The sequence below is a fragment of the Alcaligenes sp. genome (genome assembly GCF_050255915.1).
Taxonomy (GTDB): domain Bacteria; phylum Pseudomonadota; class Gammaproteobacteria; order Burkholderiales; family Burkholderiaceae_B; genus Alcaligenes; species Alcaligenes aquatilis.
In genome coordinates, this window is record NZ_JBFWIQ010000003.1 from 206,690 (window position 1) to 225,098 (window position 18,409).

At 55.9% G+C, this 18,409-nt stretch carries 18 protein-coding genes; 17 read left to right on the forward strand and 1 reads right to left on the reverse strand.

Going from position 1 to position 18,409, the window contains the following annotated elements; translation table 11 throughout:
* The first annotated feature begins 179 nt into the window (after positions 1 to 179).
* The 17 genes from rpsB (at position 180) to AB7E06_RS05115 (ending at position 17,313) form a co-directional block, all read left to right on the forward strand.
* Entirely contained in the window at positions 180 to 929 is a 750-nt protein-coding gene (gene rpsB, locus AB7E06_RS05035) for a 30S ribosomal protein S2 (protein WP_094196821.1), read from the forward strand.
* A gap of 111 nt (positions 930 to 1,040) precedes the next feature.
* The gene (tsf, locus tag AB7E06_RS05040) at positions 1,041 to 1,919 is read left to right on the forward strand and encodes a translation elongation factor Ts (protein ID WP_108727532.1); all 879 of its coding nucleotides are present in this window, start codon (positions 1,041 to 1,043) and stop codon (positions 1,917 to 1,919) included.
* A gap of 93 nt (positions 1,920 to 2,012) precedes the next feature.
* Entirely contained in the window at positions 2,013 to 2,729 is a 717-nt protein-coding gene (gene pyrH, locus AB7E06_RS05045; protein ID WP_094196819.1) for a UMP kinase, read from the forward strand.
* Between the two features lie 19 nt (positions 2,730 to 2,748).
* Complete coding sequence (frr, locus tag AB7E06_RS05050; RefSeq protein WP_094196818.1) at positions 2,749 to 3,309, forward strand: ribosome recycling factor; 561 nt, start codon at positions 2,749 to 2,751, stop codon at positions 3,307 to 3,309.
* Between the two features lie 25 nt (positions 3,310 to 3,334).
* Positions 3,335 to 4,099 (forward strand): polyprenyl diphosphate synthase, encoded by a 765-nt coding sequence (gene uppS, locus AB7E06_RS05055; protein WP_108728713.1) that lies wholly within the window; start codon positions 3,335 to 3,337, stop codon positions 4,097 to 4,099.
* A 13-nt stretch (positions 4,100 to 4,112) separates the two neighbouring features.
* Positions 4,113 to 4,967 (forward strand): phosphatidate cytidylyltransferase, encoded by an 855-nt coding sequence (locus AB7E06_RS05060; protein WP_406611971.1) that lies wholly within the window; start codon positions 4,113 to 4,115, stop codon positions 4,965 to 4,967.
* 39 nt (positions 4,968 to 5,006) lie between these two features.
* The gene (locus AB7E06_RS05065; protein ID WP_094196816.1) at positions 5,007 to 6,209 is read left to right on the forward strand and encodes a 1-deoxy-D-xylulose-5-phosphate reductoisomerase; all 1,203 of its coding nucleotides are present in this window, start codon (positions 5,007 to 5,009) and stop codon (positions 6,207 to 6,209) included.
* 11 nt (positions 6,210 to 6,220) lie between these two features.
* Complete coding sequence (gene rseP / locus AB7E06_RS05070) at positions 6,221 to 7,543, forward strand: RIP metalloprotease RseP (protein ID WP_427955492.1); 1,323 nt, start codon at positions 6,221 to 6,223, stop codon at positions 7,541 to 7,543.
* Between the two features lie 52 nt (positions 7,544 to 7,595).
* Positions 7,596 to 9,938 carry an outer membrane protein assembly factor BamA gene (gene bamA, locus AB7E06_RS05075; RefSeq protein ID WP_094196814.1) on the forward strand — a complete coding sequence of 781 codons (2,343 nt, stop codon included), beginning with the start codon at positions 7,596 to 7,598 and terminating at the stop codon, positions 9,936 to 9,938.
* A gap of 61 nt (positions 9,939 to 9,999) precedes the next feature.
* Positions 10,000 to 10,554, forward strand: coding sequence for an OmpH family outer membrane protein (locus tag AB7E06_RS05080; RefSeq protein ID WP_094196813.1), 555 nt, complete (start codon positions 10,000 to 10,002; stop codon positions 10,552 to 10,554).
* A gap of 6 nt (positions 10,555 to 10,560) precedes the next feature.
* A complete protein-coding gene (gene lpxD / locus AB7E06_RS05085; RefSeq protein ID WP_108727528.1) occupies positions 10,561 to 11,694 on the forward strand; it encodes a UDP-3-O-(3-hydroxymyristoyl)glucosamine N-acyltransferase in 1,134 nt (377 codons plus the stop codon).
* 12 nt (positions 11,695 to 11,706) lie between these two features.
* Positions 11,707 to 12,162 carry a 3-hydroxyacyl-ACP dehydratase FabZ gene (gene fabZ / locus AB7E06_RS05090; RefSeq protein ID WP_003799758.1) on the forward strand — a complete coding sequence of 152 codons (456 nt, stop codon included), beginning with the start codon at positions 11,707 to 11,709 and terminating at the stop codon, positions 12,160 to 12,162.
* A gap of 3 nt (positions 12,163 to 12,165) precedes the next feature.
* Positions 12,166 to 12,954, forward strand: a complete 789-nt coding sequence (lpxA, locus tag AB7E06_RS05095) for an acyl-ACP--UDP-N-acetylglucosamine O-acyltransferase (RefSeq protein WP_094196811.1) — start codon at positions 12,166 to 12,168, stop codon at positions 12,952 to 12,954.
* A gap of 77 nt (positions 12,955 to 13,031) precedes the next feature.
* Entirely contained in the window at positions 13,032 to 14,213 is a 1,182-nt protein-coding gene (lpxB, locus tag AB7E06_RS05100; protein ID WP_427955668.1) for a lipid-A-disaccharide synthase, read from the forward strand.
* Positions 14,210 to 14,815 carry a ribonuclease HII gene (gene rnhB, locus AB7E06_RS05105; RefSeq protein WP_094196809.1) on the forward strand — a complete coding sequence of 202 codons (606 nt, stop codon included), beginning with the start codon at positions 14,210 to 14,212 and terminating at the stop codon, positions 14,813 to 14,815. Before lpxB ends, rnhB begins: the two co-directional genes overlap by 4 nt.
* Positions 14,816 to 14,825: 10 nt before the next feature.
* On the forward strand, positions 14,826 to 15,608 hold the full coding sequence (locus tag AB7E06_RS05110) for a TrmH family RNA methyltransferase (RefSeq protein WP_094196808.1): 783 nt from the start codon (positions 14,826 to 14,828) through the stop codon (positions 15,606 to 15,608).
* Between the two features lie 256 nt (positions 15,609 to 15,864).
* Positions 15,865 to 17,313 carry an amidase gene (locus AB7E06_RS05115; protein ID WP_427955500.1) on the forward strand — a complete coding sequence of 483 codons (1,449 nt, stop codon included), beginning with the start codon at positions 15,865 to 15,867 and terminating at the stop codon, positions 17,311 to 17,313.
* Positions 17,314 to 17,457: 144 nt separating this feature from the next.
* Here AB7E06_RS05115 and ppsR read toward each other — a convergent pair whose 3' ends face one another.
* Positions 17,458 to 18,291 (reverse strand): posphoenolpyruvate synthetase regulatory kinase/phosphorylase PpsR, encoded by an 834-nt coding sequence (ppsR, locus tag AB7E06_RS05120; RefSeq protein WP_094196807.1) that lies wholly within the window; start codon positions 18,289 to 18,291, stop codon positions 17,458 to 17,460.
* Positions 18,292 to 18,409: the final 118 nt, after the last annotated feature.

Genomic DNA, 18,409 nt, shown 5'->3' on the forward strand with positions numbered 1-18,409 from the left:
TGTCTGCCCAAAGGCGCGGGTCCGTTGCAGTGCAGGCGTACGCTCATGTCGGGCGACGTTTTTTATGTTGTATGTAGTAAATCGCGTGACTGTCCGTCTCGGGGTGTCTGGAATGCAGCACAGGCTGCGGCCCTTACCGGATACCGGGCAGTTACAAGACCAAACCCTTGGAGAACTTTATGTCTTTAATGCGTGAAATGCTGGAAGCTGGTGTGCACTTTGGCCACCAAACCCGTTACTGGAACCCCAAGATGGCTCCGTTCATCTTCGGCCAGCGTAACAACATCCACATCATCAACCTGGAAAAAACGGTTGTTCAGTACGAAGAAGCAACCAAATTCGTGCGTCAACTGGCTGCTCGTGGCGGCAACGTGCTGTTCGTCGGTACCAAGCGTGCTGCTCGCGAACTGGTGGCTGCTGAGGCCGAGCGTTGCGGTATGCCTTACGTTGACAGCCGCTGGCTGGGTGGCATGATGACCAACTTCAAAACGGTCAAGACTTCCATCAAGCGTCTGAAAGAAATGGAAGGTCAGATGGCTGAAGGCCGTCTGGAAACCATGAGCAAGAAAGAAGCCTTGATGTTCGAGCGCGAACTGGAAAAGCTGAACAAGGCCATCGGCGGTATCAAGGACATGAACAACCTGCCTGACGCCCTGTTCGTGATCGACGTCGGCTACCACAAGATTGCTGTGGCCGAAGCCCGCACGCTGGGTATCCCCGTTGTGGCCGTGGTTGATACCAACCACTCGCCAGAAGGTCTGGATTACGTGATTCCTGGTAACGATGACTCGGCCAAGGCTATCGCTCTGTACGCCCGTGGCATGGCTGACGCCGTGTTGGCTGGCCGCGAACAGAACCTGAACGGTCTGGTTGAAGAAATCGCCGCTGACGAAGAATTCGTCGAAGTTCAGGCTGACACCCAGGAGTAACAGGTTCACCGCTGTCTGCCAGACACCATCAGTTGTCATGGCAGACAGCTACAGTGACCTTTCGTATCGCCCCGGCTTGCCGGGGCACGTTCTACAGAATTGGAGAAAACCGTGGCTCAAATCACCGCATCGATGGTTAAAGAATTGCGCGAGAAAACCGACGCGCCCATGATGGAATGCAAAAAAGCACTGACCGAAGCCGACGGCGATATGGCACGTGCTGAAGAAATCTTGCGCGTGAAGCTGGGCAGCAAGGCTAGCAAAGCAGCTACCCGCGTTACCGCTGAAGGCCTGGTTTCTGTTTACATTGCTGACGATGCCAAGACCGGTTCCGTTGTTGAAGTCAACTGCGAAACCGACTTCGTTGCCAAGAACGATGACTTCATCGGCTTTATCAACGACGTCGCACAACTGGTTGCCAAGCACAACCCAGCAGATCTGGCCGCTTTGGCTGAACTGCCACTGGCCGACAGCAATGTCGAGACCGTGCGCGCTGCTCTGGTTGGCAAGATTGGTGAAAACATCTCGATCCGTCGCTTCCAGCGCTACGAAACAGCCGGCCAACTGGCCAGCTACGTTCACGGTGGCAAAATCGGCGTATTGGTTGATTTCGCCGGTGGCGACGAAGAAGTGGGCAAGGATCTGGCCATGCACATTGCTGCGACTCGTCCTAAAGCGATGGACGCTTCCGGTGTTGACGCTGCTGAAATCGAAGCCGAACGCTCCGTGGCGGCTCAGAAAGCCGCTGAATCGGGCAAGCCTGCTGACATCGTCACCAAAATGGTTGACGGCGCTGTTGCCAAGTTCCTGAAAGAAGTGACTCTGCTGAGCCAGCCTTTCGTCAAGAACGACAAGCAAAGCGTGCAGCAAATGCTGGACGAGAAAAAAGCATCGATCGCTGGCTTTACCCTGTACGTTGTGGGTGAAGGCATTGAAAAGCGTGTTGAGGATTTCGCCGCTGAGGTAGCTGCTGCTGCCGGCCAAGCCTAATCTAGCTGGTTTTTTCAGGGCAGGCACCGTAGTGGCGGTGCCTGCCCTGCTGCTTTACACTCTCTTCTGTCTTCGTCACTTGGAATCCCACCCATGACTACCCCTCTTTACAAACGTGTCCTGTTAAAGCTCTCCGGCGAAGCGCTGATGGGTGAGGACTCGTTCGGTATTAATCGCAGCACAATCATTCGCATGACGGAGGAGATCGCCCAGGTTGCCCAGTTGGGGGTGCAACTGGCTATCGTGATTGGCGGGGGAAATATCTTTCGCGGCATCGCTCCAGGTGCCCAGGGCATGGATCGTGCGACAGCCGATTACATGGGCATGATGGCCACCGTCATGAACGCGCTGGCCTTGCAAGATGCCTTGAAGCACCGTGGCCTGGATGCCCGTGTGCAATCCGCCCTGAATATTGAACAGGTTGTGGAGCCTTACATTCGTCCCAAGGCACTGCGTTACCTGGAAGAAAACAAAGTTGTTATTTTTGCAGCCGGTACGGGCAATCCGTTTTTTACCACCGATACGGCAGCGGCCTTGCGCGGCGCCGAAGTGGGGGCGGAAATCGTACTGAAAGCCACCAAGGTTGACGGCATCTACAGTGCCGATCCCAATAAGGATCCCGGTGCGACCCGTTATTCGCGCATCAGCTTTGACGAGGCCATTGTGCGTCGTCTGGAAGTGATGGACGCCACGGCCTTCGCCTTGTGTCGCGATCAGAAACTGCCGATTAAGGTGTTTTCGATCAACAAACCCGGTGCTTTGACGCGTGCGGTTTGTGGCGAGGACGAGGGCACCCTGGTTCACGTTTAAAGTTATAGGAATTTAGTCCATGAGTCTTTCCGAGATTAAAGCATCGACCGATAACCGTATGGGCAAGTCCCTGGAGTCTCTCAAGACGGGCCTGGCCAAGATTCGTACTGGCCGCGCTACGGCAGGCTTGCTGGATCATGTTCAGGTCGAATACTACGGTTCCATGGTGCCTGTCAGCCAAGTGGCTAACATCACGGTGGTTGACGCTCGCACCTTGAATGTGCAGGTATGGGAAAAGCATATGGCTGGCCCCATTGAAAAAGCCATTCGCGACAACGAGCTGGGCCTGAACCCCATCTCGATGGGCGAGAGCATTCGTGTGCCCATGCCTGCCTTGACCGAAGAGCGCCGTCGCGATCTGGCCAAAGTGGTGCGCGGTGAAGGTGAAGATGCCAAGGTTGCGATCCGCAACCTGCGTCGGGATGCCAATGACACGCTCAAAAAGCAAGTCAAGGACAAGGAGATTTCCGAGGACGACGAGCGTCGCGCCCAGGATGAAATCCAGAAGCTGACCGACAAGTATGTGGCTGAAGTCGACAAGCTGATCGCCCAAAAAGAAGCCGAGATCATGACGGTCTAACGGCTTTTGCACAGGTGGCTAGGTGATTTCTTTCAGTTCTACCCAAACTATTCCGGAACACGGTCAGGTTCCTGGCCACCTGGCAATTGTCATGGACGGCAATGGACGATGGGCGACCCGTCGTCTTTTGCCACGCACGGCAGGGCACTTGCGGGGTGTGCAGACCGTGCGGCGCATTGTCGAGGCTTGTGGTGAGCTCGGCGTGCGTTATTTGACCCTGTTTGCTTTTAGTTCCGAGAACTGGCGACGTCCTCCCGAGGAGGTCTCCCTGTTGATGGGGCTATTTGTCAAGATGCTGCAAAAAGAAGTGGCAACACTGAAAAAAAACGGCGTCCGACTTCATGTTATTGGCGAACTGTCCGCATTTAGCGATGAACTGCGTGGGCTGATTGCCGATGCAGAGGAAAAAACACGCGATAACGACACCTTGCATTTGACGATTGCCGCCAATTACGGCGGTCGTTGGGATATTTTGCAAGCGACCCAAAAGGCGCTGGCCGCTAATCCTGACTTGGTCGATCATCCTGAGCAGTTGGATGAGGCCATGTTCAGCCCCTATTTGGCGATGTCTTATGCCCCCGAGCCGGATTTGTTCATTCGCACGGGTGGAGAGCGTCGCATTTCCAATTTCTTGATCTGGCAGATGGCCTATACCGAGCTGTACTTTACAGACGTGTACTGGCCGGATTTTGACCGGGCGCAGCTGGAACAAGCCTTCGAGTGGTATCGTGGGCGCGAGCGGCGCTTTGGGCGCACCAGTGCCCAGGTGCAGGGTAGCCCCGCGCCTTGACGGAGCCTTATCTATGTTGAAACAACGAGTCATCACCGCCCTGATCTTGCTGGTGATTCTGGGCGCGGCCATGCTTGCCCCCGTGCGCTGGCCCTTGTTGGCCATCTTTGTGCTGATGAGTACGTTGGCGTGCTGGGAGTGGGAGCGTCTGAGTCTGTCTGAGGATCAGCAGCGTTGGGCATGGCCCTTGGCCTTGCTTAACGGTGCCTTGATGTTGTGGCTAAGCGTGTACTGGTATGACACAGGTCCACAAGAGCAGGCGGCTGATCTGGTGTACCGTGCCCTGGTGCCGTTAATGGCGGCATGGTGGATCGTTGGTGCGACAGGGCTGGTGTTGCAGGGTCAGGCCACACAACGAGCTCAAGGTGTTTTGCTCAGTGTGATGGGTGTGCTGGCTCCCTTGGTCGCGTGGGCCAGCCTGTCTCTTTTCTTGTACACGCAGGGCATTGTGTATGTGCTCTCCCTATTGGTTCTGATCTGGGCGGCGGATATCGCAGCCTACTTCACGGGTCGTGCTTTTGGTAAGGCCAAACTGGCCCCGCGTGTCAGTCCCGGCAAGACCTGGGCTGGAGCGGTTGGCGGTATGGCCGCTGCGGCGGTATGGATGGTGATAAGCGCAAATTGGGCAGGCAGCTTTGGTGCCGACGTGCAGCAACGTTGGGGGTGGGTTGCCACGGCTGTTTTGGGTGTTGCCCTGGCGGCCTTGTCGATCGTAGGTGATTTGTTCGAGTCTTTGCTCAAGCGCCGTGCCGCTGTGAAAGATTCCAGTCAATTATTGCCCGGCCATGGTGGAGTCTACGACCGTATCGACGCCTTGCTGCCGGTTGCTCCCGTAGCCTTGCTGTTAAGTGGGGCATGGCTCTTTTAGTCCTGCGTGGAACTAAGTGTTTGCGTCAAGGAAGAACTCATGAGTTTCCAGCATGTTTGTGTGTTAGGGGCCACTGGCTCTATTGGTATCAGCACACTGGATGTGATTGCTCGTCATCCGGAGCGGATGGCGGTTTATGCCGTGAGCGGCCACACTCGTATGGAGCTGCTGGCCCAGCAAGCTCGTGACAGTGCCGCCCGGGTTGTTCTGGTGCCTGATGAAGCCGCGCGTAGCCGCTTTCTGGCGGCGTGGCAGGGTGGTGTCTTGCCCGAGATCCGGGTAGGTGCCCAAGCTCTGGCCGATACGGCGGCAGACCCACAAGTAACGACGGTGATGGCCGCGATTATCGGGGCAGCAGGTCTGCCTTCGGCCCTGGCTGCGGCTCGTGCGGGCAAGCGGGTGTTGCTGGCCAATAAAGAAGCGCTGGTCGCTGCGGGCCGTATCTTCATGCAAGCCGTGCAAGAGGGCGGGGCGCAATTGATGCCTATCGACTCCGAACACAGCGCCATCTACCAATGTCTGGCCGGTGAGTTACCTGCGGAGCCCGGTCAGCCTGTGGCTGCTCTACGCCGTCTCTTGGTGACAGCTTCCGGTGGACCGTTTCGCTCGCGCAGCTTGGCCGAGCTGGATGAGGTGACCCCCGAGCAAGCCTGTGCGCATCCCAACTGGAGCATGGGCCGCAAAATTTCGGTGGATTCAGCCACTATGCTGAATAAAGGCCTGGAAGTTATTGAGGCGCATTGGTTGTTCTCGGTGCCCGTTGAGCAGATTGATGTGGTGGTGCATCCGCAAAGCGTGATTCACTCCATGGTTGAGTACATAGATGGCTCGGTGATGGCGCAATTGGGGCAGCCCGACATGCGCACGGCGATTGCCTACGGTCTGGGCTTTCCGGAACGCTTGTACAGCGGCGTAGGCTTGTTGGATCTGGCCACAATGGGTCGCCTGGACTTTGAACAGCCTGATTTTGTGCGTTTTCCCTGTCTGCGATTGGCCTATGATGCTTTGCGCAGCAGTCAGGCTGCCTGCGTGACTTTGAATGCCGCCAATGAAATTGCCGTAGACCGCTTCTTGGAAAGGCAGATTGGCTATACTCAGATTCCGGCGGTGATTGAGCATTGTCTGGACAGGCTCAATGGCCGTGCCAGCCAGGCCTTAGAGGCTCTGGAAGGGGTGTTGGAGCTGGATAGCGAGACCCGTTCGCTGGCGCTGGATTACTGCAGAGTCTCTGCGCGTATTTAACAGGAATTAACATGCTCTTCACGGTTCTGGCTTTCTTGGTAGCCTTGGGCGTGCTGGTGACTTTTCACGAGCTTGGCCACTACTGGGTGGCTCGTCGTTGCGGCGTGCGTGTAGAGCGTTTTTCTATCGGTTTTGGCAAGGTGCTGTACCGTCGTTTCGACAAGAACGGCACCGAATGGGCTGTCTCTGCTCTTCCTTTGGGCGGCTACGTCGCCATGCAAAATGATCCGCCTGCTCATGCAACGCAGGCACAGATCGACGAGTCCTTCAATCACAAGCCCCTGCGACAGCGTGCCGCGATTGTGCTGGCTGGTCCAATGGCCAACCTGATTCTGGCTGTGGTGATTTATGCTTTTGTAGGGTTGTTAGGAACCCAGGAGCCCGTCGCGCAAATCGGTCCCGTCCCAGAAGGCACGCCAGCGGCTCAGGCCGGTTTCCAGGCTGGGGATCGTCTGGTCTCGGTGGATGGCAAACCTGTGGATTCCTGGTTGCAGGCGCGCTGGGCCTTTATGGATGCCTTGTCCTCGGGCGGCGAGCTCGAAGTGGGAGTCAAGGACCTGCTGGGACGAGAAGAAAATCGTTACCTGACATTACCGGCTGGCGAGATTTTGCCGGACGGGCAGGACCTGATGGCCAAGGCTGGGCTGATGTTACGCCCGGCACGATCCGTTGTCCAAGAAGTGTTTAAAGATACGGCAGCCGAACAAGCAGGTCTGAAAAAAGACGACCTTATTCTCCGGCTGGATGATTTGATCGAGCCTGGAATTACGGCGTTCGTTCAAAAGGTGCAACAATCTGCGGGTAAGACACTTGAGCTTGAGGTGCTGCGCGAGGGTGAAATTCAACGCCTGCTGCTTACTCCCCAGGGCGATGCCAAGGCACAAGGGCGTATTGGTGCCCAAGTGGCTATGGATATGCCCATGACCTTGGTGCGGTATGGGCCCATCGAGAGCGTGGAGCGCGGATTTACCCGTACCGGGCAGACTTTTTGGTTCTCTTTGAAGATGATCGGGCGCATGATTACCGGGGATGTCTCTGTACGTAATGTCAGCGGGCCGGTTACTATTGCGGATTATGCAGGTCAGACAGCGCGTATTGGCTTTATTGCCTACCTGAATTTCTTGGCCTTGATCAGTATTAGCATTGGTTTACTGAATTTATTGCCCGTACCTATGCTAGACGGTGGGCATCTACTGTACTATGCCATCGAAGCCGTGCGCGGCAAGCCCGCTTCGGAGCGTATGATGCTTGTCGGTCAACGGCTGGGTTTGGCCTTGTTGGCCGTGCTGATGAGTATTGCTTTTTTTAATGACATCACCCGTCTTTTCAGTTGAGAGCGGGTGGCATACAATTTCCAACCATTTGACCGACCAAGGATTGTCCAGGATGTCGTTTAGCCGGAAACCTACTTTTGCGTTGCGTGTTCTGCCCGTATTGGTGGCAAGTCTGCTTGCCCCCGCCTTGGCGAATGCATTTGCACCGTTTGTCGTGCGCGATATTCAAGTCAATGGCATCCAGCGGGTCGATCCCGGTGCCGTGTTCTCGTCTTTGCCTGTCAAGGTCGGTGAGTCCTTCTCGGAAGAGCAGGCGGCAGACGCGATTCAGCGCTTGTACGCCACCGGTTTTTTCAGTGACGTGCAAATTGACACCAGCACCAATGTGCTGATCGTTAACGTCAAGGAGCGTCCAACCATCGCCTCCGTGTCTTTTAATGGCATGCGCGAGTTCGACGCCAAGAATATTATCAACTCCCTGGCCCAGGTAGGCTTTGGAGAAGGCCGGGTTTTTGACCGTTCCATGTTGGAACGTGCTGAATTCGAGCTGAAACAACAGTACTTGTCCAAGGGCAAGTATGGTGTGGAAATCACGCCTATCATCACGCCTTTGCCACGTAACCGCGTCGGTGTCAGCTTTGACATCTTTGAGGGTGGCTTGGCCAAGATCAAGGAAATCCGCATCGTCGGTACGGAAGCCGTCTCTCAAGGTGACTTGCTCGATCAGATGGAGCTGACGACCTCGGGCATGATGACCTGGTACACCGGCACTGATAAATACTCCCGCGAAAAACTGGAAGGGGATATGGAGCGTATCCGCTCCTACTACCTGAATCGTGGTTTCCTGGAGTACTCGGCCGAAGCGCCTCAGGTATCGATTTCGCCCGATCGCAAAGACATTTTCATTACCCTGACCATTCACGAGGGCCAGCCCTACACCTTGAGCAGCGTGAAATTGGCCGGTGATCTGCTGGGTCTGGAAGACAAGATCGAGCCGATGGTGCAGCAAAAAGAAGGCGAAGTGTTTTCCTCGGACAAGACCAGCGCTACCGTAAAATCGATCACCGAATATCTGGGTGGCTTGGGTTATGCCTTTGCGAATGCCAACCCGAACCCGGTGCTGGATCGCGAAAATCACACGGCTGACTTGACCTTCTACGTCGATCCCGGTCGTCGCGTGTATGTGCGCCGTATTGAGGTGGGTGGAAACGTCCGTACCCGTGATGAAGTGGTGCGTCGTGAAATGCGTCAGCAGGAAGCGGCCTGGTATGACTCGGACGCCATCAAGTTCTCGCGTGACCGTATCGACCGTCTGGGCTACTTCAATGAAGTAGATGTGAATACCAAGCCTGTACCGGGTTCGCCTGACCAGGTCGACGTGAACGTGGACGTGAAAGAAAAGCCCACCGGCTTGGTTAACCTCGGTATTGGTTACGGTTCGACTGACAAGCTGATGCTGTCAGCCGGTATCAGTCAGGACAACATCTTCGGTAGTGGTAACAGTCTGTCCTTGCAGGTCAATACCAGTAAAGTGAACCGTGCGGCGGTGATCAGCCATACCAATCCTTTCTGGACAGGTGACGGCATCAGCAAGACCACCTCGATTTACTACCGTCGTACCACGCCTTACCAGTCCAATGATGGTTGGGGTGATTACCAGAACACCGCAATCGGTGCCGGTTTGAACTTCGGTGTGCCTATTTCCGAGTACGACCGTGTATTCATGGGCGTGAACTTCGAGCACAACAAGCTCTCGCGCCTGAGCCCGCAGTACACACCCCGTGCCTATCAGGATTACGTAAACGAGTACGGTGAAGGCACCAACACCTTTATTTTCAACCTGGGTTGGTCCAAAGATACTCGCGACAGCGCGATTGCTCCCAACAAGGGCAGCTTGACCAGTCTGTCGGCTGATATGGGTACGATGGATTTGCGCTATTACATGCTGCGTGCCAGCCATCAGCACTATATTCCTTTGGGGCGTGCTTACACGCTGGCTCTGAACGGGGCGATTGACTACGGTCGCAGCATCGGTGGCAAGAGTTTCCCGGTGATCAAGAACGTATACGCCGGTGGTATCGGGTCGGTACGTGGCTACGAAGGTGCATCCTTGGGCGGACGCGATATCTTGACGGGCGACTACCTGGGTGGTTCGCGTCGAATGATTGCCAACGCTCAACTGTATCTGCCATTCCCCGGTGCCTCACGTGACCGTACGTTGCGTTGGTTCGTCTTTGCCGATGCCGGTAAAGTTGACAACACCAGCGGTGGTTGCCCAATGGGTCGTCCTGACCGTTTGTCGGAGGATCCATGCGGTTGGAAGTACGCTGCAGGTCTGGGCTTGTCGTGGGAGTCCCCACTCGGTCCGTTGCAGTTGTCCTATGGTCGCGCCTTGCGCGCCAAGGAAGGCGACGATAAACAAGCCTTCCAGTTCCAGATTGGTACCGCTTTCTGATGTTCGTGTTTAGTGGCACAATTGCACTATTCTGCAGCCTAATTAGCAAGGTAGATTTTTCATGAAGTCAAACATCGCATTAAAACTTACAAACATCGCCCGCAGCTTGTCGCGTGGCAATAACGCGCTCGTTCTGGCTGCCGCGCTGGGTGTCGGCGCCATGACCGCTGCTCCTGTTGTTCAGGCCCAGACCAAAATTGGTTTTGTCAGCACAGAGCGCATTTTGCGTGATTCCAAGCCTGCCAAAGCGGCCCAAACCAAAATCGAAGCAGAATTCAAGCGTCGTGACGAAGAGCTGGAGCGCATGGCCAACAACCTGCGTTCGCAAGCTCAGAAGTTCGACAAGGATGCTCCTGTCTTGTCCGAGTCCGATCGTGTGAAGCGTCAGCGTCAACTGGCTGACCTGGATTCCGATTTGCAGCGCAAGCGCCGCGAATTCCAGGAAGACTTCAATCGTCGCCGCAATGAAGAGTTCTCGGCCATCGTTGAGCAGGCTGATGCCGCTATCAAGCGTATTGCTGACTCGCAAGGCTACGACCTGATCATTCAGGACGCGGTCACCGTTAGCCCACGTGTGGACATCACCGAGGAAGTTCTGAAAGCACTGGGCGGTTGATGCACTATGCCGGTATTGCTGAACGTTGATCAGGCTGTACAGCTGTCTGAACTCATAGACGCCATCAACAAGACCGGACTGGATTGCAAGCTGCCAGAAGGCATTAAAGAGCCTATGCCCCGGATTCGGGGCCTAGGCTCTTTACTTTCTGCGGGTCCGGAAGAAATCAGCTTTCTGTCCAATCCCAAGATGCAGGATCTGCTGGAGCAGACCCGTGCTGCGGTGGTGATTTTGACGCCACAGGTCTACGAGGATCTGGGCTTTACACCGTCCTTTATTCCGGTTTTGTGCTCAGAGCCTTATCTAATGTATGCGCTGCTGGCTCAGCGTTTTGATCAGGTGCGCATGGCGGATTTGCCCCAGGGCATCCATCCCAGTGCGGTGATTGACCCTAGTGCTCAATTGGGCGAGGGCGTGTCGGTCGGGCCCTTTTGCGTGGTGGAGGCCGGCGTCAAGATCGGACGTGGCACCCGTTTGGGTGCGCATTGCGTGATTGGCGCAGGATCTACCTTGGGGCCAGACTGTTTACTGCATGCGCGTGTCACTCTTTACCACCAGGTGCATATCGGTGCTCGCGCCATTTTGCATTCGGGCGTAGTGCTGGGCGCGGACGGTTTTGGTTTTGCGCCGGATCCAGTGAAAGGCAAGGGTGCCTGGGCCAAGATTGCACAGATCGGCCACGTGCGTATTGGCGACGATGTTGAAATCGGCGCCAATACGACGGTGGACCGTGGTGCACTGGATGACACCGTGTTGGCCAACGGCGTCAAGCTGGACAACCAGATTATGATCGGGCACAACGTGCAGGTCGGCGAGCACACGGCCATGGCGGCGTGTGTGGGGGTGGCCGGCTCTACCCAGATTGGGGCGCGTTGTACGATCGCCGGGGCAGCGATGCTCTCGGGTCACCTGGTCTTGGGTGACGATGTACACGTCTCTGGCGGTACGGCTGTCACCTCCAATATCAGTCAGCCTGGACGTTATACCGGGGTTTATCCCTTTGCTGGGCATCAGGACTGGCAGAAAAACGCTGCCGTGCTGGGGCAATTGAGCGGTTTGCGCCGTCGCCTGCGCTCTTTGGAGCGTCAGCAGGCTGATGGGGCAAATGAATCATCTGAACATATCAATAAACAAAAATAAGCAGGACAGGACATGGAACTCGACATTCGACAAATTATGGATCGCCTCCCTCATCGTTACCCGATGCTGCTGGTTGATCGCGTCTTGGAACTGGTGCCCGGCAAGAGCATCGTCGCCATTAAAAACGTGTCGATGAATGAACCCTTTTTTACGGGTCACTTTCCGCACATGCCGGTTATGCCTGGGGTCTTGATCATTGAAGCCATGGCTCAGGCAGCGGCGCTGTTCTCTTTTACCGATCCTGAGGATCCGTACGCCAAGGTGGACAACAAGCTAGCCTATTACCTGGTTGGTGTGGATGGCGCGCGTTTTCGCAAACCCGTGATGCCAGGCGATCAGTTGCGTTTGGAAGTGACCGCGGATCGCATCAGCCGCGCCTTGTGCAAGTACACGGGCCGTGCCTTGGTTGATGGCCAAGTGGTTGCCGAAGCTAAAATTATGTGTGCGATCCGTCAATTGGAAGAATAGTTTATGCGTATTCATGAAACGGCCATCATCGAAGCGGGCGCTCAGCTTGCAGATGATGTCGAGGTCGGGCCTTACAGCATCATTGGGCCTAATGTCACGATAGGGGCGGGCACCAAAGTGGGGCCCCACTGCGTGATTGATGGCGTGACCACGATTGGTTGCAACAACCATTTCTACCGTTTCTGCTCCATTGGTGGCATGCCGCAGGACAAGAAGTACGCGGGTGAACCGACTCGTCTGGAAATCGGCGATGGCAATATGGTTCGTGAGTACGTCACCATCAATACCGGTACGGTGCAGGATGTCGGTGTGACCCGTGTCGGCAATGACAACTGGATCATGGCCTACACCCACATTGCACATGATTGCCAGATTGCCAATCACACGATTATCGCCAACAGCGTCCAACTGGGCGGCCACGTGCATATTGGCGACTGGGCCATTCTGGGCGGTTTGACGGCTGTGCATCAGTTCGGTCGTATCGGCGCACACAGCATGATTGGTGGTACCAGCTCGGTGCGTCAGGATATTCCTCCTTACGTGATTGGTGCAGGCGATCCTTTCCGTCCTGTCGGTGTGAATAGCGAAGGCTTGGGCCGTCGCAACTTCTCGGCTGAAGCGATTTCGGCGGTGAAGGAAAGCTACAAGCTGCTGTATCGTCGCAAGCTGACGGTGGAGCAGGCCGTGGAGCAGATGCAAGCCTTGCAGGAAACGCAGCCTGAGTGCCGTGCGGCCGTACAGGTCATGATCGACTTTCTGAATGACTCCAGCCGGGGTATTTGCAGACCATGAGCAGCGCCTCCAGCCCATTAGCGGCACGTTCAGACGGGTCGGGGCAAACAGGGGCCAAGCGGGATCTGTATATAGGAATGGTAGCGGGCGAGCCGTCTGGCGATTTGCTGGCGGCCCGTATCATTCAAGGGCTGCGCCAGGGCAATCCTGGCGTGCAGGTAGAAGGCATAGGCGGCCCCGAGATGGCCGCCCAGCAATTTCACCAATACTATCCCATGGACGCCTTGACGGTATTTGGTTACGTCGAGGCGCTCAAACGTATTCCGGGGCTGGTCTCCACTTATTTGGGCATGCGCAATCAGTGGTTGCGCCAGTGTCCGGATGTGTTTGTGGGTATTGACGCCCCGGACTTCAATTTGCGCCTGGAGCATCGTTTGCGTCAGGCCGGTGTGCCGACGGTGCACTTTGTGGGGCCCTCGATCTGGGCCTGGCGCTATGAGCGCATCCACAAAATCCGCGAAGCGGTGTCTCATATGCTGGTACTGTTTCCTTTCGAGACCGAGATCTACGAAAAGGAAGGCATTCCGGTGACCTATGTGGGCCATCCCTTGGCGGCGAATATTCCCTTGCAGCCGGATAAGGCTGACGCTCGCTGTCGCCTGGGCTTGCCCGAGACAGGCCGTATTCTGGGCGTGCTGCCTGGCAGCCGCTCCTCCGAGGTCAAGATGCTGTCACCGCGCTTTTTGCAGGCCGTGCAGATCTTGCAGGACCAGGATCCGGATCTGACGATTCTGGTGCCTATGGTGAATCCCAAGCGTCGTCAGGAGTTTGAGGAAGCGCTGGCTCAGCATCCCATCCGCAATTTACACATTATTGATGCCAATACGGTCGGTATTCGTCAGCCTGATTCGGAAGGCGTGGTTCGCCCACCTGCCTGGACGGTGATGGAAGCCAGTGACGCTGTGTTGGTGGCCAGTGGTACTGCCAGCCTGGAAACTGCCTTGTACAAGCGGCCTATGGTTATTTCGTATGTGCTCAGCCCCATGATGGAGCGCATCATACGGTGGAAGTCCGGTCAGGACAGGCCTTATGTGCCCTGGGTGGGTTTGCCCAATGTGCTGGCTCGGGATTTTGTCGTACCCGAACTGCTACAAGAAGATGCCCAGCCAGCGAAACTGGCGCAAGCGTGCTGGAAAGCCTTGAGCGATCAGAGCTATGTGGCGCATATCGAGCAAATCTTTACCGAGATGCATTTGACCTTGCGCAGGGACACGCCTGCTTTGGCGGCCGAGGTTATTTTGAATATGGCACGTGCATGAAGCAGCTGGATTTATTGGTCAGTGATGTCTCGGCAGGTTTGGTGGCGGGGCTGGATGAAGCGGGGCGTGGCCCATTGGCCGGTCCCGTCTTTGCCGCTGCTGTGATTCTGGACCCGAACAATCCCATTGAAGGCCTGAACGACTCCAAGAAGCTGACCGCCAAACGGCGTGAAGCCTTGGCCGTTCTGATCAAGGAAAGGGCTTTGGCCTGGGAAATTGCCAGCGCGACCGTCGCAGAAATTGATGACATCAATATTTTGCACGCCGCCATGCTGGCGATGCAACGAGCCTGTAATGGCCTGAGCGTCAAACCTGAGCAAGCCTTGGTGGATGGCAATCGTATTCCCACTGGCCTGTGCTGCCCGGCAGAAGCCATCATCAAAGGTGACGCCAGCCATGCTGCCATTGCGGCCGCATCCATTTTGGCGAAAACAGCGCGGGATGCGGTCTGTCTGGAATTACACCGAGACTATCCTGAATACGGTTTTGATCAGCACAAAGGCTACGGGACGGCCTTGCATTTGGACCGTTTGTCTCAGCACGGGCCTTGCCCCGAGCATCGTCGAAGTTTCGCGCCGGTACGCGCATCTCTAGTTAGGTAAGTTGAAGAAAATGAGGCTGATTGAATCCAAAGATAATGCGCTGTTCAAACGGGTGCAGCGCCTGGCTCACGATAAACGCGAGCTGGACGGGGGCGATCAGTTGATTTGGTTGGAAGGCATTCATCTATGCCAGATGTGGCTGGAGCGCCGAGGTTTGCCGGAACTGGCGGTTTTCGAGATGGACCGCCACTCGGACGAGTTGCTCGAACTGGCGCGCTTCTTGCCAGGCCATAGCAGTGTGACCTTCAATGCAACCTTGATGAATGCCGTATCCCAAGTTGGTCAGGGGCAGGGCATAGGCTTTATTGTTCGCGTACCTCGAGGGCAGGTTTGGACGGCTCCCACAAAACGTGCCATCTTGCTGGATCAGGTTCAAGACCCGGGTAATGTGGGCACCGTCTTGCGAACGGCGGTGGCGGTGGGGTTGGAGGCCGTGTATCTGACGCCAGGCTGTGCCAGCGTCTGGTCTCAGAAAGTGCTGCGTAGTGCACAGGGCGCCCATTTCTCCATTCAAATCCATGAGCAGGTCGATGGTGTGGCTCTGCTTGAAAAAGCTGCCTTGCCGGTGCTGGTGACCTCCTTGGGGCCAGATGCCCAGGACCTGTATGAATCCAGCTTGCCCGACCAGGGAATTTGGGTTTTTGGCAATGAAGGGCAGGGTGTTAGCCCGGCCTTGCTGACCAAAGCGAATCAGTGTTTGTTCATCCCTCAGGCGCCCGGCGTGGAGTCCTTGAACGTGGCGATTGCCACCGCCCTTTGTTTGTACGAGCAGCGTCGTCAGCACAGCCGCTAGTCTTGGCGGCTTGGTTGCACCGCACCGTGAAGAGTCAGCCGGTGTCAGTGACTTCTTTCTTGATGTCGCTCTTGTCTCCACTTTTAAAATCAAGTAAATCATCTAGTAAGGCGTCTGCTTATCGCTACGCGAGCATTGAGTGCATAGGGCATTGACGCTTGTCTGCTAGCGGCTCCCTGAGGGCCGCTTTGTCACCTTGTATCGCTCCATCGTTGTATCCGGTTGGATTCCTAATCTTTTTCAGATGAGGTCAACAATGAAACTTAGCGAATACGCGACCTATGATGCCTTGGCGTTGGCTGAGCTGGTTGCCAAGAAACACATCAGTGTTCAAGAATTAAGTCAGGTGGGCAAGAAAGCGGTTGATGCATTGAACAGCAAAATCAATGCGGTGGTAGAGAGCTGGGACGGGGAGATTGACCCCCATGCTGACCGGGACTCCGTACTTTACGGTGTCCCGTTTTTGATTAAAGATCTGGCCATCACCATGAAGGGCAAACGCTACGAGCTGGGTAGCAAGCTGGCGCAAGGTATGGTCATGGATGCGGACAGTACTTTGATGAGCCTCTATAAGGAGGCGGGACTGGTCACCCTGGGTCGAACCACGACCTCGGAATTTGCCATCAGTACAACGACGGAGGCGCGCTGCGTAGGCCCTACGCTGAACCCCTGGAACCCTGCCTTTAATGCCGGTGGCTCGACAGGAGGCTCGGCAGCCGCGGTCGCGGCAGGGATGGTGCCGGTGGCTCACGCAACTGACGGCGGTGGCTCTATTCGTGTCCCGGCGGCTGTGAACGGCTTGTTCGGCTTGAAGCCCACTCGGGGGCGGGTCTCCAGCGGCCCCCTGCAAGATGAGGTCTGGAGCGGTTTGCTGGCCCACCTGGGCGTCAGTCGTAGCGTGCGAGACAGCGCTGCTTTGCTGGATGCGATTAGCCGTCCCGGTATTGGTGAGCCGTATTACACGGCAGCACCCCCTCAGACCTTTCTATCGGCTGTGAAGAAAAATCCAGGCGCTTTGCGTATCGGGTTGATGATGGACCCGCCCAGCGGTGATAAAACCGAGTCTGTCATTGCCGGCAAGGCGATTGATATGGCCTCGGTGCTGGAGTCTCTGGGCCATCAGGTCGAACCCCTGGTATTTGATTCCGGCGTCAGTTGGGAGGCTTTTGTACACGCCAATGCCCAATTCTGGAATGTGAACACGGCGGCGTGGATAGACGGCATTGCCGCAGCGACCGGGCGGCCGGTGAATGAGGTGTATCTGGAACAGGCCACGTTGGCGGCCTATGCCTACGGCAAGAAGATTAGCGGAATTGATCTTTTGGGGGCGATCGCCGTGCGTAATACGGTCTCCCGGAATCTGGGCGTGTATTTCCAGAAATATGATGTCCTGATGACTCCCACCGTACCTGCGCTGCCCATGAGGGTGGGTGAGTACAACCAGATACAGGATCAGGTGGATGGCCTGGGCTGGATTGCCCACGTCTTTAAGCAAGCACCTTTTGCGGCTTTGGCCAATATCAGTGGCTCACCCTCCATGTCGGTGCCGGCCGGGCAGGATATGGCGACTTCCTTACCCATAGGCATGATGTTTACGGCCGCTTATGGCCAGGAATGCCTCTTGTTTGGCTTGGCTGGCCAGTTGGAGCAAGCCTTGCCCTGGAGTGATCAGCACCCGCAGGTTTGGGTGGGCAAGTTGGATTGAGTGCGGATAAAAGCAGCAGATCTGACACCGTAGCAGCGGCCAACAAAAAGGCCTGAGTTCGGTGTGATACCGAGATCAGGCCTTGATGTTGAGGCTGTCCGAATACTCCCGTAGGGGGTATCGCCCGGACTAGCTGTTCAATCCTTAGTAAGAGCGGCGGTCCAAACCGACATCATCCAGAATCTTGGTGGAGATTTCCTCGATGGATTTGGTGGTGGTGGACAGCCAGGGAATGCCTTCCATACGCATTAAACGTTCCGCCTCAGCCACTTCCATGCGGCACTGCTCGATGGTGGCGTATTTGCTTCCCGGACGGCGCTCATTACGCACTTCAGACAGACGGTCTGGATGAATGGACAGACCAAAAATCTTTTTCCGGTAGGGAGCCAGCGTGGCGGGCAGCGTGCCGCGCTGGAAATCTTCGGGAATGATGGGGTAGTTGGCGGCCTTGACGGCGTACTGCATCGCCAAGTACAAGCTGGTAGGCGTTTTTCCGCAGCGGGATACACCCACCAGAATCACGTCGGCTTGTTCCAGACCATTCACGTACTGACCATCGTCGTGCGCCAGACTGAAGTTGATGGCTTCAATGCGATTGTTGTAGCGCTTGGACATGCCACCGGAGTGCGAACGGCCTACGGAACGGCTGGACTTCACTCCCAGGGCGCGTTCAATGTGTCGTACAAAGGCACCAAACAAATCCAGGAAAGTGCAGTTGGCCGCGCCAATAATGTGTGCCATCTTGGGGTCAACCAAGGTGCTGAATACCAGCGGTTGCTGGCCTTGCTCTTGAGCGCATTGGTTGATGCGATCAGCGACAGCTTGGGCTTTCTCGATGGTATCGATGAAGGGGATACGGACGGCCTGAAATTCGAATTGAGCGAATTGCGACAGGACGGAGTTGCTGAAAGTTTCGGCGGTAATGCCCGTGCTGTCAGAAACGACAAAGACGGTACGCTCAATAGGAGAAGATGTCATGGAATAAGTCGTGCACAATGCTCGGGAAACGGTACAATTTGCAAGATTACCATTTACCGCTCGGATCGGGGTATGGAAAGGCAGGTTTGCTTAGGACAGATCACACAGACAGCGCTGT